Source organism: Poriferisphaera corsica, assembly GCF_007747445.1.
Lineage (GTDB): Bacteria > Planctomycetota > Phycisphaerae > Phycisphaerales > Phycisphaeraceae > Poriferisphaera > Poriferisphaera corsica.
The window spans coordinates 2,598,551-2,614,672 of sequence record NZ_CP036425.1 but is presented as its reverse complement, the minus strand read 5'-3'; the positions used below and the strand labels follow the sequence as shown (position 1 = coordinate 2,614,672).

At 41.7% G+C, this 16,122-nt stretch carries 7 protein-coding genes; 1 reads left to right on the top strand and 6 read right to left on the bottom strand.

Annotation, left to right across the window (positions count from 1 at the left end; translation table 11 throughout):
* Positions 1-113: 113 nt before the first annotated feature.
* From KS4_RS10710 to KS4_RS10690, 5 genes are all read right to left on the bottom strand, one after another.
* Positions 114-7,004, bottom strand: coding sequence for an RHS repeat-associated core domain-containing protein (locus tag KS4_RS10710; RefSeq protein ID WP_145077830.1), 6,891 nt, complete (start codon positions 7,002-7,004; stop codon positions 114-116).
* A 658-nt stretch (positions 7,005-7,662) separates the two neighbouring features.
* Positions 7,663-9,189 (bottom strand): glutamate synthase-related protein, encoded by a 1,527-nt coding sequence (locus tag KS4_RS10705; protein WP_200761168.1) that lies wholly within the window; start codon positions 9,187-9,189, stop codon positions 7,663-7,665.
* A gap of 508 nt (positions 9,190-9,697) precedes the next feature.
* The gene (locus KS4_RS10700; RefSeq protein WP_234698792.1) at positions 9,698-11,287 is read right to left on the bottom strand and encodes an ArnT family glycosyltransferase; all 1,590 of its coding nucleotides are present in this window, start codon (positions 11,285-11,287) and stop codon (positions 9,698-9,700) included.
* A 66-nt stretch (positions 11,288-11,353) separates the two neighbouring features.
* Entirely contained in the window at positions 11,354-12,796 is a 1,443-nt protein-coding gene (locus KS4_RS10695; protein WP_145077824.1) for a GTPase/DUF3482 domain-containing protein, read from the bottom strand.
* Positions 12,793-14,166: a DUF2868 domain-containing protein gene (locus KS4_RS10690; protein WP_234698791.1), complete on the bottom strand. Its 1,374-nt coding sequence runs from the start codon at positions 14,164-14,166 to the stop codon at positions 12,793-12,795. Before KS4_RS10690 ends, KS4_RS10695 begins: the two co-directional genes overlap by 4 nt.
* 167 nt (positions 14,167-14,333) lie before the next feature.
* On the opposite strand from KS4_RS10690, the gene KS4_RS10685 reads away from it, so the two are divergent.
* Positions 14,334-15,140 carry an AAC(3) family N-acetyltransferase gene (locus KS4_RS10685; RefSeq protein WP_145077820.1) on the top strand — a complete coding sequence of 269 codons (807 nt, stop codon included), beginning with the start codon at positions 14,334-14,336 and terminating at the stop codon, positions 15,138-15,140.
* Between the two features lie 12 nt (positions 15,141-15,152).
* On the opposite strand, the gene KS4_RS10680 is transcribed toward KS4_RS10685, so the two are convergent.
* On the bottom strand, positions 15,153-15,956 hold the full coding sequence (locus tag KS4_RS10680) for an AraC family transcriptional regulator (RefSeq protein ID WP_200761166.1): 804 nt from the start codon (positions 15,954-15,956) through the stop codon (positions 15,153-15,155).
* Positions 15,957-16,122 lie beyond the last annotated feature (166 nt).

The following is a 16,122-nucleotide window of genomic DNA, read 5'->3' as shown; positions in this document are numbered from 1 at the left end:
AGTGTGAATCTATTTGCAATAGCAAAGCAGCCCTGCGAGGTATTTCGCAGGGCTGCTTTTGTAATATTTACACAATATTAGAAGTAAAGGTTTGTCTAAAATATATGACATCGTTAGAAACGTGGAAGACTATGGGAAAAAGAATTACCTTGTAGCGTGGCAGATACTTCGCGAGAAAAATTATTCTCGGATTGATTTATGACACCTAGTCCATAATGTTCGTAACCTTCAATTCCTACCGTTTTTGTTTGTTTTACTGAAATATTGGCAGAAGCTTTGAGGCTATAAAATGAGTTAAAGACATCTCTGGGTCCAACGCTCTCTTCAACCACGCAATCGACAAAACTACTTAAGCTCGCATTGATATTCAAACTCAGGCCTACAGCACTGTTAATTTTTGTTTCTAATTTTCTGTATATTCCTAATGGGCCTTTAGATATTGAACTATTACTGTCACTGTAATCTGCGAAGTTTATATTCTTATTAAACTTCAGATTCAATTTTTCATCAATTGATTTTGTAATACTACTCAATGCTGACTTCCAACTGGATTTCGCGGCATTCTTAAAGCCGGTTAAGACGCTTTCACCATTGGCTAAACTATCTACACCGCCTTGTAATATTCCACGAACTTGCTGTAATGCGAATTGTTCAACCTGTCTGACGGGTAAACCAAAAATCTTAACAATTTCTTTCGCATTTTGAGTTTGATCGGCAAGATTACCGATTCTACTATCAATCAAATCTATCCCAGCAGTTAAGGCGGAATGTAATGCCGCTCTGCCAATATCTCTGCCTTGAATTGCTGCAGTAATTGTTCCGGATGCTACTGATGCAGCTACTTTACATAGTGTTTGCGCAATGATATTAGAAGAGAACATGCCTGCTCCGGCGGCACCTAATCCCATGAATAATGCACCCACAGCCCCAACTGCCATCCCCATAAGTATATTTTCGCCAGAATAAGCAGCAGATAAACCTCCGACAATAGCGCCAATGACAATGGCCTCAATAATGAAATGGCCGGTTGGATCGACATATTTAAAAGGATTGTTATTGACGTAAGAATATCTATTGAGTGTTTGTGGGTCGTCTGTTTTGGGAACAATTGAATCTGGCTGAATAAAACGGCCTAGTTCAGGATCGTAGTAACGTGAATTGTAGTAATACAAGCCTGTATCTTCATCGAATACTTGATCTGTATAGCGATTGGACAGATTGTATGCTGCGGTATTATTTTTGTAAGTTTCCTTGCCGTATGCTCCGTATCCATAATGTTGGACAATGTCTCCATCACGATCAGTTAACAAAGAAGCTGAGCCAAGATGATCTTGATGGTAGTAGTAGAAGACAGGATCGTATTCGGCTACGCCCACAGCTGCAATTGCACGTAAAGGCATGCCAGCCATTGAAATTGAGAAGACCAGCATAAGCACAATGGTTTTCATCCACGGGCGGCCTGTAAAGCGTAGTGCATTCAGAACGAACTCATATGCGGGTGAATACTCTTTATTTGAGTATTTGTTCTTTCTACGATTCGGCAACCAGCTCAGCGCCAGTATCATTGCGGCAATACATCCAAACCCTGTCCATATAGCTCGACCTGGACGTAGAGGCCACAGGAGAATGTTCGTAGTGGCTAAAGCAAAAGAGTTATGGTTTGCTGTTAGTAGTGATGTGTCGGGCTCAAATGTTGCAATACGTTTTCCGTCCGCAATAACATGGCATAATGTTTTGGTTTCAAAGTTTTCGCCATCTGTAGATTCTGATTTTTGCTCATAGATGCCTTCAAACCAAATCTTAGTTTCTACACCACTGAAGACATACCGGTACTTCCATAATCTATCGACGCCTTCGGTATAACCGAACGTTGTGTAGCCTTGGTCTGGAGTGAGGCCATGCTTGACCTTAACGAGACGATTGCGATGGTCATATGTTAGAGTTTTTGTGTTACGCGTGATCATATTGCCACTGGCGTCGTAACTATATGAATTGCCATTGGCTGCTGTTACTGCATGTGGCTTAGATGTTGAGTATGTGTATGGGTTTGTGCCATTTTCAGTGTTAGTGATCATGTTGCCAATGGATGTATAGGAGAATGAATGAGATCCATTTGCAACTGAATTGATTGAAGTTAATCGATGAAGATCATCGTATTGAAGATTTGATATGGTTGATGACGCTGATGCCGAGTAAATGCTGTCAGTAATCGATTTGATATTAGAGGCTGTATCATATGTGTACTGCAGATCTTGTAAATATCCGCTCGTATTTGCGGTTGTCTGCATCCGTTTAAGACGTTTAGATCCAGTATAGAATTCATAGTTAGTTGATAAACCATTGCCATAATCGAAGCTGGTCATTTGGCCTTGTGCATCAAAACTATTTGTTTCATAGAATATTTCGTTTGTAGTGGTACCGCTTGTCGATTCAACTTTGCGGAGATGTCCTGCGGTGTCATACGAATACTCTAGGGTTGCAATATTATTCGGATACTTTAATTCAATAATACGATCTGCATCATCATAAACTCTTTCAACGCTAAGCTCTATATTAGGATCGTTAGCATTGATACTAAATGATCTGTATTTTTTATATGGACGGCCTCGGTTGTCATAATCATAGATGACTTTTCCGTCGTTATAAATGATCGCACTGATTTTGCCAATCCAAGTATGGTGGTCAGCTTGGATTTGGGTGTCGTAATAGTAGTCAATTTTGCCTAGTTCTACATTACTATTGTCTACAGTACGAATAGTAATGACTCGTCCTAATGGATCTTTGAGTGAAGTTGTTTGGCCACGAAGATCATATGAATTGATGGTTTTAATGCCTCTTGCATTTGTCGTTGAAATTAATGCTCCATCATCATCGTAAGTGTAAGTTGTTATCCCTGTATCTGGATCTGAAAGTTGAGTTTTACGGCCTAAACTGTCACGTGTAAATTGAGTAATATTTCCCTCATTGTCAGTTATCTTTATGACATTACCTAGTTTGTCGTATTCGTAAATGGTGTCATATTCATTACTGCCATTAACCTCAACTATCTTGGTTGTACGTCCCCAGCCATCATGGACAGATCTCTTGATTTTTCCTGCAGAATCGATTGCTACAGTTATCCAAGGGTCAGCATTATGTTTATACAATACTTGCTCAGGACCTGTTGGGGATCCAGTATCACCTACAGGTGGGGTGATTTTCCATTTCCGGCCAATAGCATCATATTCTGAACTAATTTTCGGTGTAGCGTTAATTACAGGAGTATACTGCGATCCGTTGCTGAAATATGATATTGTTTGAGATGAACTTTGGCCTGATGAATCATAAGCAATATCTGTAACTCGGAAATCTCCGCTTGCATCGGTTTCCGCTTCAGTTCTGGTTTGGATTGTTCGTTCAAAGCCATCAAAATATGTGTACGTGACATGTCCGTTGACTGTATCGTTAGGATCGAATTTTCTAGTAATGATGTAGTTACTGCTGGCGTTATTGCTTATTCCATTAATGTGGTATTCTTTTTTGGTACGCCAAAGATTAGCAATAGCAGTTGGATCCCAGTTGTCTAGAATTGGGTTATCAATAAAACTATATGATGTGGATGAAATGTATGTTGCTATATCACGATAGAACATGTCGTATTCATAACGTGTTACCATGCCATCAATTTCTACAGACCAGATGGGTGAACCGGACCGGTCATCCCATTTTGTATATGAAGTGAATGTTCGTGGTAAATTGTTTCCACCCATTTGAACTGATTCTGGAAACATTTGATAGATAGAATCATATGAAGTGAATTTTTCGACTCCAGTCGGCGAAATTTCCTTTACTAAGTTGCCATAAATATCGTATTCGAATGTATTAGTTATAAATCGGTCATCAGTATTCAGCCACAAAGCATGTGTTGTGATTTGACCATTGTTATTAAATGTGAATTGGGTTTTACGCAGGATTTGTGTGCCAGCAAGATCATTCGTAATCTTAATTTTACTGATTTTGCCTTTGATATATGGGTTAGATAATGTTATGTATTCGAAATGAGTGTATACATCGTCATTATTAATATCGGTAAAGGTATGGTTTGGAATGTTTACAGATGAGATTTCGCCATACTCAATCTGAGTTAGTAAATTGTTTCGTAAAGTAAAATCACTGTTTGCTGTATCATATACAAAGGCTGTACAAGTAGCTCGGTAGTTGGCATCGCCCTCATATTCCATATTGATTGTTTGAGCTATGTATGGAAAGTAGATGCCATTAGGATGCAATTGAATTTCATCAATTTTATTGATTGTACGTGTATACAGTGAATTATCAGAGCCATAGATTTCAGTACAATAAGGAATTCCTTGCTTACCAAATGCTCCGTCGTCTTGATATTCTCCATTCAATGAGTCGTTTCGGCCACCGTTCTGGTGGTAATAAACTACTTTGCGAGAGCCTGAAGGATCGATTGTTTCAACTCTTTGGAATCCGGCAAACGATTTCTTTTTATAATCGAATACACCGCCAGAATACTTGTATTGAGTCGTGCTTTCCCAGCCTAATGCACCGGATAGCTTGATGCTATCAACTACATAGGTTGAATGCCGTAACTGTGATATACCTTGATCGTCTTTGTTATCAAAACTAGCACTTGTCGTGTAATTGACGTCAATAATGCCACCAATCCCATTGTTTATTGATAACAGTAAATCAGGTTTTATTCCACTGTTGAATTGAACTTTAAAGGGTTTGGTATATGAGCCGTTTGAGAGCATGACTCTGTCAGGAAGTCCGTCACCATTAATATCCATAAAGTCAATGTGTGTGCCGTAGTTATTTGCTGCGGTTGTGCAGTAGCCTGCATCGCCAACGCTTGTCCCTGGGTGCTGAATACCGGTCCAATTTACGGCACTGGAGAAGCCGTATGTGCCATCACTTTGCATACCAGTGCAGAGTTGGACGCGCCATGATGTTTTGCTGCCGGAAGGTTTACGCATAATGCGGTCAGGTAACCCATCGCCATTGATATCACGTATTGTAACTACTTGACCATTAGAAACGCTTTCATGGATTGTTGCCCAAGATTGATTGCTTTGTCCCTGGATATCTTTTGGTCCCCAATTAATTGCTGGATCAAATCCTCTCCCATTGTTGAACTGTACAAGAAATGGTTTTGCAATGCCGCCGCCTGCAAGCATTACGCGGTCTGGCAGGCCATCGCTATTAACATCAATAAGATCTGTATGAGTACCATAGTTATTAATAGCTACAATGCGGTAGCCTGCGTCTCCAACGCTTGAGCCAGGATGTTGGATGCCGGGCCAATCGACGGGATTCGAAAAACCATATTTGCCATTTGACTGCATGCCGGTACAAAACTGAACAATCCAAACGGTTTTATCTCCAGACTTTCGATACATGACACGGTCGGGTAAGCCGTCTCCATTTATGTCACGCAATGAAACTACTTGTCCATTTGATGCTCCTTCATGAAGTGTAAACCAGTTTTGGTCATTAGATTGATGATAAGCACCTTCCCACTCAATAACCGGGTCAAATCCTGAACCGTTATTCAATTGCACCTTAAATGGGTTGGTGTAGCCACCACTCGCAACCATTACCCTGTCAGGTAGGCTATCACCATTGACATCCATAAGATCTGTATGAGTGCCGTAGTTATTTGTTGCGGTTGTGCAGTAGCCTGCATCGCCAACGCTTGTCCCTGGGTGCTGAATACCGGTCCAATTTATGGCACTGGCGAAGCCATATGTGCCATCACTTTGCATACCAGTGCAGAGTTGGACGCGCCATGAGGTTTTGCTGCCGGAAGCTTTACGCATGATGCGGTCAGGTAACCCATCGCCATTGATATCACGTAACGTGGTAACTTGGCCGGAAGATACGCCTTCATGAACAGTTGCCCAAGTTTGACTGTTTTGTCCTTGTGTATCTTTAGGACCCCAGTTTATTATTTGATCGAATGATTTATTGACATCGCTGTAGCTAAATCCAACAGGTGGAAGCGTACTGATACCATCGGTTCCATATTGCGTAATAGATATTAATTGGGATCGACCAGTGCTAGATGTATTTGAATAGTCAAATTGGTACTTTGTGACAAGACGTGAAGGCTGATTTTCTTGGTCAATGTATGATGAAACCTGAGTAAGACGCTTGTTTGTTTGTATTTTAAAACCAGTTGAATAATTGAGTAAAATGTCTGGTCTATTTTCAAGAGTAAATTTGACTCTATGAGTAGCAGGAAGTGACACAGAATTGACGTTAGCATTGTACTTGATTTCATCAATGTACATCGTGTTCGATTCTTTGACATATGTGTAGTAACTCTCGTTACCCTTTACATCACGAACACGACTGAGTGACCATTTGAATGTACGTAAATCTTCCGTTGCACTTGAGGATGTAAATCTATCATTCTCTTGCCTTGCTGCAATTGATTCGCCAAAGAAGTAACGATTTCCGGCTTTATCTGTCACCTCCCAATAATTTTGGCCAGATGTTCTATGGAATTGAAATTCCATACCCTCACTGTCTATTTCCGCACGATATGTGTCATTTCCAATTGAGATGAGTTTCACATATGAGCCGCCAATAGAAGCAACGAAGCCCTTACTATCGTCATACTGTTGTTCGGATTGCCCAGTGCTTGTATTCCATTTTATTGGAACTCCTTCCTTAGTATCTCTGGTAATAAATCCAAAGTCTAAATTCCATCCCACACCACACCAGCTATTTCCACCTGATGAACTATAAGAAAGTGAAACTTTAGGTTCAGAACCATTTCTCGCTGGTGCAATTTGAATGGGGTATGAATATGTAAAAGCGCCAGTGAAATTATTAGCATCAAAGCTTCCAGTTTGGGATTTTGATCTATTTGATGCCTCTTCGTCATTTATCGATGAATATGTATTGCTTATGGGTAGTAGGAGCGCAATAACAAAAAAAAGATAGCACGAAACCCATATACAGCGTTTGTAACAAGTGTGTTGTGTTTGCATGTCTTTGCCCAGTATGCATAAAAAGATTAGTAAATAGGACGTGAAATTGTCAAAATAAATACATAACGGAATAGTTTCGATGGTAATGCAAAATCTAGACTAATGATTTGTATTTTCACGAAAGACATTTGTGTGTCAAGTAATTTATAGCAACATTATGGTTGATTTATTTTAGATTTACCAGTGTTATCTATTAACAACCTAACAGGTTAGCATGCTTGGAAGTTGTGACCACTGCCCAAATTGTGTACGACTAAAGCAATACTAATTCGTATATATTATTTATTTTTGTAGTTATTTAGTTTGCCCACAATCAGGCTTGCTATAGATATATAAAATTTATCGGGAAACATCTTTGAAGATTTAATTGTTCGTTCATTTATGCACATATAAGCTATCTTTGATGAGTGATTTTGGCCGTTGTAGGATTGACGACTTGTATAAGCTGTTGAAGATCAAAAGTTTGGTTGTGGCGTTGGCAGCCATGAGATTTGTATTAGACTAATGAAATAGTGATTTAATGATACAAGTTGTTGGTCGTTTTAATGATTTATTCGAACTGAAAATCACGATACACAACTAAGTTTCTTGATGATACGCATATAAAAAACTACCCGGTAATAACCGGGCAGTTTTTGTTTTTCTAAGTTGTAATCACTTATGCAGTGACTGCAGCCTTTTCTTCACAACGCTTGCGCATTTCAGCGGTGATTTCAGGGAGTTTGTCCCAAATCTTCGCATCATATGCGTAAAGGATGTCGAACATTTCAGCAACGTCCTTGTCCAGTGCGACTACATCGATGTTGTCGATGGTCTGGCCGGAAACTTCGTAAGGTGCGTTGTCCTTCATGTCGTTGAAATCGTACTTGGCAATGGAGCTGATGAGCATCTTGGCTTCGTTGGTGATGCCCTCGATTGCATAGTTGTAGACGCCCTTAGCGCCGCCAGCGCGGATATCTTCGATTGGTGAGTCTGCGCCAGCGAACTGATGACGACCCGCCATGGTTGCGATCAGGAAGCCCTTGCCGATGCCCATGCCGTCTGCACCCATTGCGAGAGACTTTGCAAGATCACGACCGGTGACCATGCCGCCAGCGATGGTGAAGTCGAGGTTTTGGTACATCTTGCGTGCTTTTTTAACAGCAAGCATGCATGTGACCATAGGAAGGCCCATGTCATTCATTGGGCCGAGAGGTGACATACCTGTGCCGCCTTCGCCGCCGTCGATGGTGCAGTTGATGCGGAGACCAAACTTGGTCGCGATTTTTTCCATCACGTCGAGTTGTGCGAAGAGGTCGCCGTAAGGGCCGGTCTTGAACCAGATCTTAGCTTTAGGGAACTCGGTGCACATCCATGTGTAGTACTCTTCAAGTGACTCGCTTGTCGCGGTACCCGGTACTGAGTGTCGCTGGTAGAGTTCTTGTTCAACTTCGAATGGGTTGACAGGGAAGTGATAGAGTTCGTGGATGCGCTTGGCTTTTTCACGAGGAATCTTAACTTCGCCGCCCATGCCTGGTTTAGCGCCTTGGCCGCCTTTACCTTCGAAGCCGATCATGCCTTTGTCGAATGCTTCGGCAAAACGTGGGTCATTGTAGATGGTTTTCCAGACGTCAACTTTGTTGTCCTCGACGTTTTGCTGGATGATCACGCCACCCTTGCCGGTGTAGTTCTTGGTGAAGCCTTCGATACGGTCGACCAATGTTGGACGGCCTTCGTCGTATGGCTTGTCGTAGCCCCACATGTTGACGATGTTTTCGCCGATGCTAATGCAGATTCCAGCCAGGGCACAACCTGCGGAGGTGTCAGGGCCAATGTCGTTGGCTACGGGTGTTGAACCCATTGCTGCACAGACGAGTGGTGAGGCAACTTCGAAACCGCCGAGTGTGCTTGCTGATTTACAGTCGGTGTACAGTGGCTCGTAGCCAACTTCAGCCATCTTGGCTACACGGTCAGTGCCAAGCAGTTCTGGCATGAAGATGATGTCACGGAAGGCTTTGTAGCGAGGTGTGCCTGGGTGGAATTGCTCGCCAGCGGATTGTGTTTTACCGAATTTGGTGTTGGCTTTGTCGTCTTTTGTTGGGAAGTTGCCTTCAAGACCGAAGCGGGCTGTGCGTGCTGCGTAGCAGAGGTTTGGGCCATCTTTCGCGCTGCAGAAGTTACAGTGCGTACACAGGGTATCTTGCATTTTATACATCGTGGGTTCCTTGAAAATGATTGCAAAGCTTCAATGGAGATGGCGGCAAAAGTTGAGCAAGAAACGATGAGAATACAGTCGATTAGTATTCAGATGTCTTGCTGTGTGTCGCCAATGTGAAGCGATAAGCGTAATAAGAGTCATGACGCACGGATATCAACGCGAATTGATAAATGTACGTTTGTACGACGACACAGGCGATACAACAGAGGCATGAATACAAGAGCAGGCGTAGCAACAGGCGGCGGAAGAATAACTAAAACAAGCGTGGTTAATACTTCAACATGTACTTTGATAATTCGGACTGTAACAGGCTTACATGGACGAACGATAATCTAGGCGCGAAAAATCATATAAGGATAATTACATCTTTAAATGGCTAAAAGATCAAGTACATATATGAGTAATCAACAAAAAAAGTGCTGATTTATAGATGTTTTCTAAACGGTTGCTCAATTTTCGAGTATGACGAGTGGCATGATGAGATTGGAAGTCAATTTCATTGACGATTTGGTTCGCGTATGACTAAATAGAGATTGGAATTGTGTAAGGAGTTTGGGAAAACTTGAGATTGAGAGAGTGATGCCTGTTGATTTTGAAGGGTATCCAGCATTTGCTCAGTGGGTGAGCCAATAAAGTAAATAGGCTGTGTTGTTTGGGGCAGATTGTTGAGAGAGAAATATGTAGAGCGGTTGCTGAGATAACCAATGAGGAGAAAGGTGTGGTAGGGAGCAATGATGATTGCGTTTTCGGGCGTGTTAGCAGTAAGCCAGTTTGAGAGATGATATTCGTTTGTGTATTTACCGTCTTTGTAGTCTTGTATGGTGTTGGTGGTATGGTTCTGAATGATTTGTCTGATGTCAAAGACGATATTGGGGGTGAAGAAGATGAATATGGCAAAAGTAAATGTGATTGTTCCAAGTTTTCGAGACACGTGCTTTTCGTACCAAATTGGAGCTAAGTACCAGGCAATAATAATCAGTGGGATGATGGTCAAGATGTATCGATCGGCAACTATGACGGCGAGCCATTGTGTGATGAAAAGCGCGGTAAGTATGCCCCAAAAAACGCGTATTCTGGTGAGAAAAATTAAGTAAATCAGGATGGGTATACTGAATAGAGGACTAATTAGAGTGCCAAAATCCAATGCGAATACAGCTTCGGTTAAAGATTCTGTGAGTAATCTTGGCAAATTATTGGTTAGTGCATTGTAAAGTGTTTGAGGGAGAAGGATTGTTAAACGATCGAGCATGATGCGCTCGTCGATATGTAGTGTGTGTAGTGTTGTGGGGCCGCCAATTATGAATCGCAAACTCATGAATGCGATAAAGGAAATCGCAATGAAAATGAAAAGTTGGCGGTAATGCTTGCTCTTTATTGCTGAGAAAACAAAAGATAAGCATAGAGCTACAATTACCACAATCGCAATCGATTTAAATAATGCCATGGCAGCAAGGCCAAGGATTAAGAGCGAAAGGTTGTAGGGCAGGGGGCGGTTATGTATGCGAATGCATTCAAACGCATAAAGCGTCGTGATGAGGCCGAAGAAAAATGGGAGATCTGGTAGGAGCTGAAATGTATATCTATAAAACGTTTCACAGCAGCCAAGCATCAATGTTAGTAGAACGGCAACATTACGGTTGGCAATGATTTTGAAGAAATGATATGAAACATAAAGTGTAGCGAATGCTACAAGAAGCATTGAGAATAATGATGTTGCGATAAAACTTGATTGGAATAGTAGCTTGTTAAGGTTAATGAGAAATGCAAGGCCTGGAGATAGCGGGGAGAATATCTCGTTTGAATATGGGTGCGGGATGTTGTTGTATAAGTGATCCGCATAGATTAGATGTTGGGAGCTGTCGGGACCGGGCAGCCAATTGGTTGTGTAGCCTGTCAAGTAAAGAAGTATGAGTGCTGAAAATAGTAGCCAACGGTAATTATCAATTTTAATTAGAAAGTCATTGATTCGACCATCTGTTGCTGGAGAGGGTAGTGTTGTACTTGTCGGCTTTATACGAGAATCAAGCGATGGTGGTGCGGTAGATTGTGTGCTCAATGGAGCCCTCCCCAATTTAGTATCAATCAATTGAATGAGTGTATCTTATGTTCTTTTGAGATGTGCGAGAAGTAAAATGATATTTAATGGTTGAGATTAGTTTATCGATTGAGATTCAAGTTGATTTATCAAATCACTGATAAGAATGGTTAGCTTTTCAAGAATTGCATGATGTTTTTGCATGCCAGTCGATTTTTGTAGTTGCGAGCTTAATTTGTTGATTTGGCTTCTACGGTTGCCTGTGATGTTTAGATTACGGTCTGTATTGAGGTTGATGGGGTTACGATTTGCGTGGTTGGTTGTTGCAATGATGCGATGGAAATAGATGAGTCTTGAAATAATGATGTGGGGGAAGTTAATGTTTTTGATAGGGCCAGCGGTAAGTGTTGTTGTGTTGTGTTTGAGTTGGGTATCTAAAGGTAGGTCAAGTTTTTCAATATTGTCGTTCGTATAGAGTCCGATTCCGGCGCCGACGAGCGTGCCGATGGTTGTGCCTAGGAAGAATGAGGTTCCGCCTGTGTGTGCATCAATGATGCCACCAGTGATCGCGCCAGTTCCCGCAGAGGCAGAGATGAGTTGCATTTTGCTGAGGCCGAAGAGTGTGCTTGTTTTTTGAGTGAACAAATCGCTCGCTAATGCATCAGGTAGCTGGAGCTGATTGTTGTCACTGATATGAATGGGTGAGAGATTATAAAGAGATTTGATTTCATCACGGTATTGAAATTCAAGCTGACGGATTTTTTTGAGTAATTGCTTTTTGAGTTCAGTTTGATTTGTCGTGATATCATTGTCTTTTGAGATCGTGCGCGTCGTTTTGGCGAGTAGCATATTGGCTAATGTCTCGGCTATAAGCGAAGCGGTTTTATTTTGTCGAGTTTGTCTTTGATTGGTTTTTGCGTTCGCTGCTATTTGAAGTGGTTCTTCCCATTTGGGCTCGATGGTTGCAAACGTACGGAGCAGTTGGATGTGTTTTTGGAATTCGGATTTGCACGCATTAAAAATGAGAGTGGTTGAGAATGACTGGGCGAGGGCCTTTTCCCAATCGTTGATGTAATTGTTTGATTCGATGGGATTGATAAGAGCGAGCCGGGGGCGGCCCGTCCATCGTAGTATTTCGATTTCGGCTTCGTAGTTAGGAGCGTAAGGTTTAGATCCGTCAACGATATATAGGATGCCAGCACCTTGTAGTATTGGTTTTAGGATGTTGCACTCATTGGCGTACTGAGTGTCTGCGTGGTGTGTGTCGATAAACTGTTGTATTGCATCAATGCGCTTGTGTGTGGGGGCGTTGGATTGTTGAAGGAGGTGGAGTGTTTTTCTCGGGTTTTCGAAGCCGGGGGTGTCGGTGAGGTTGAGATAGTGAAATCCGTCAATATTAACGGGGTATGTGTGGGCGGCGATTGTTGTGCCGGGGATGTCGGAGATTTGAATCGTGGTATCTTGCAGCAGAGTTGAGACGATTGAAGATTTGCCTTGGTTTGGGTGGCCGACGATTACGAGGTGGGGGGTTACTGGTTGTTTTTGTGGGGAGGCATTCATTGGGCATTATCCTCCATGAGATTGGTGTTGTGGAAGAAGATATGAGGGTCGTGCAATGAATTTATCTTGTTTTTCCAGTGGGTCATGTGATTGTTATGAGATGTGACGATATTCCCGTTGTCATCTTTGGGTGTGAGGAGAAGGTGAATGGGCGTGGTTGGTGAACAGTAATCTCGAACTGTCTGTAAAAGATTGAGTGTTTCAAGTGTGGGAGGTTCCCATAGTTTTGAGAGAATAAGTAAATGGTTTTCGGGTGCTAAATTGCTGGTGAATAACTTGATTGCATGGGAGTCTTCTTCAATTGATTGCGTGCCACCGAAATGAGCTTTGCGGTGAGGGGTGAGGTGAAATTCGGATGGTATGGGAGCGTGATCAATGATGAGTAGATTGTAATTTTGAGGCAAATAATCTTTGTTTATAGGCGAATCGTTTGAGCTGCTTATGTTAGCACTTTTGGCGTATGAGTTTTGAGGAGATTGTTGTAGATGATCTAATCGTGTAAGGAGAAGTGTTGTGTCGGGAAGGTTGAGTATTGTGCTTTTAATCGTGCGTCGTTGAATTTGAGCCGCGATAATGTATAGAACAAGACGAGGTAAAAAGCCATAGGTAATCATGCATGCGAGAAGGAATGGCCACCAGTTTCTGGCTAAGATCGGGTCAAAATCGCTTGGGTTTCCTCGAAAGTATTGCGTTGTTTGTATGAGATGGTTATTCGGTGTGAGGTCGGGAAGAAATGCGAAAGGTAATGCGAGTATCTGCGTTACGGTTTGGATTGTTTGCTGATTGAGGTTCAGTGTTGTTGACCATGAAAATGCAAGATCAGAAAAGATTACTGTAACAACAAACGTGGTAATGGCTGCGATATTAATGGCGAGTGAGAAAGATTGAGCGAAGCGTAAGATTGTCCATTTTTGCAGGTTCGCGTAGATGAGTTTGGTTGACATGAATTGATTGAGGATATTCTCTGTTAGATGGCTGGGAAGTATTTTTTTGAAAATGAGTATGAGATTGCCTGGATTGATTGCAAGAATTGAATCTTGAAGTGATGTGGCAAGGGGAAGCTTTCTGGTGAATGCTGATGGTAGCATTGCGATAACGGTGAGAAATGATAAGCCTAGTTGTACGAAAACAAAGATAGCAATTGGGATCATCACATTGATCGGTGTTGATCCATTGTAGTAATAGGCAGATTTAGAGATCAAGATACCAATGATGAGGCCTAATATAATCAGGAGTATTGAGCTTAGTGCGATAAGTTTATTTGTGTGTGATGATTGAGTCATCGCATTCGATAGCCAGAGTTGTATTCGATCGATATGCTGACGATTATTGAGTCGTGGCGCGATGCGCATGTCTCTTTTAAGTTTCACGTCATCTGATAAATTGCGATCCTGCTGATATTGAGTTTGCAGATCAATTAATGTCGCGATCTTATAAGGACTGAATTGTTGATTGTTTTTATTCATGCTTAGTTTGGGTAGTCGTGTATTTGCACCGATATTGTAGCGAGATCACAGTGTAAAGGTATGATGTATTGATGATGGATGCAGCTAAAAAAATGGATATTGGGTTCCGTGATCTGGGGGTCTGCAAAGGCGACACTGTGCTCATGCATAGCTCGTATCGATCCTTGGGGTTACCAGGTGAGCAAAAGGGGATAGAAACTGTGATCAAGGTGTTACAGAGCATTATTGGTGCTAAAGGTGCATTATTGCTTCCTGCATTGAGTTATGAAACATGTCACGAAGGACAGCGACTTTTTGACGTGTCGCAAACACCAAGTTGTGTCGGGGCAATCAGCGAGTGTTTCCGTAGTATGCCAGGAGTTGTTAGGAGCGTGCATCCGACGCATAGTGTTTGCGGGTGGGGAGATGGCGCATGCCAGATGCTTAACGGACACCATTTAGATGATACACCGTGTGGGGTAAATTCTCCGTATGCTAGATTATGTGAGGTGGGCGGGAAATTGTTAATGCTTGGATGCGGTTTAGGGCCAAATACAAGCATGCATGGAGTAGAGGAGTTAGCCAGACCCAGTTATTTGTTTTCGCATCAAATCGAATACCGAATTCGGCTTGGAAACCGTCTTGGATCTTGCGCTATTGACGATAATCGTATTCCTGAAGCTATCACTTGTTGGAGGCATGGGCATACACAAAGTGGATACATTCAACGATATGATCGGCTTGATGATCTATTGGATGATTGTATGTGTAATCGATCAAAGATTATGGGCGCGCCGTCGTTGCTAATAGATGCATCAATGATGTGGAAATTGGCAACTGAAACAATGAGAAATAAACCGTACTATTTTGTAGATAATCTACAGATCGGTAATGGTTAGGTTAGCTGATTTTTAGGTAATATGAGTGTTCTTTTTGCGGTATTTCATAGGTGTTAGAAGATATTTATCGCTGAATAACTTGTAGAAATAATTTAGGTTATTAAAACCAACAGTGTATGCAATATCTAGTATTGGTTGATTCGAATGAACGAGTAGCCTGGCTGCTTTTTCTAAGCGTAGGTTATTTAGGTATTGTGAAGGTGTACATGAAAGATGCTTTTTGAAAACTCTCGAAATGTGTTCGTGTGTTCGATCACAAATTTCTGGTAGATCATTTACTACAAGATTAAGATCAATATTATCTGCAATGTGATTTAGTAAATCATTAAGCCAAAGTGGTGCATTGTTGCTTGCAACAGACTGTTTAGTTGGTGCGATGATAAAATCGACCATGATACTGAGTAGAAATTTCTGAAACATCATATTGCCTAATGGTGTTTGTTGATGTTCAAATAGAGCATTCAATGAGTGTGTTAGATTGATATGCTGCTCATCAGTCACTTTATAATGACAGACGTTTGTGCCCACAAGTATTGATCTGAGTCTGACGTTGCTGTAGGGATCGATTTTTAACGATGAGCAAAATTCGAGTAGGTCAGCTAAATCAAAATTAATGTTGAAGTAAGTGAAGTTTGAGCCTTTGAGATGATGGGTGTCTTGTTCTCGGATGAGGATTAGATCGCCCGGTTTCTGGTTTACAGCGATCCCATTGATGGTATTGGTTATCAAGCCGCTGACGGGGTAAAGGAATTCACAGAACCCTTTGTGCGTATGCTCGAAGAAAGCCCATGGCTTACGTGTTGTACGACGATCCACGAGATATGTGTCCCAAGGGACTGGGAAGTGATCTTTGCGGTTCAAAACAGGGACAGGCGGGGCGTTTTTCGGCATAATATCAAATAATTTTAATAAATCGTCATATATATGGAAGAAAAATCAATATAGTATGATATTTTATTTAGAGCAATAGTTTACCGGGATG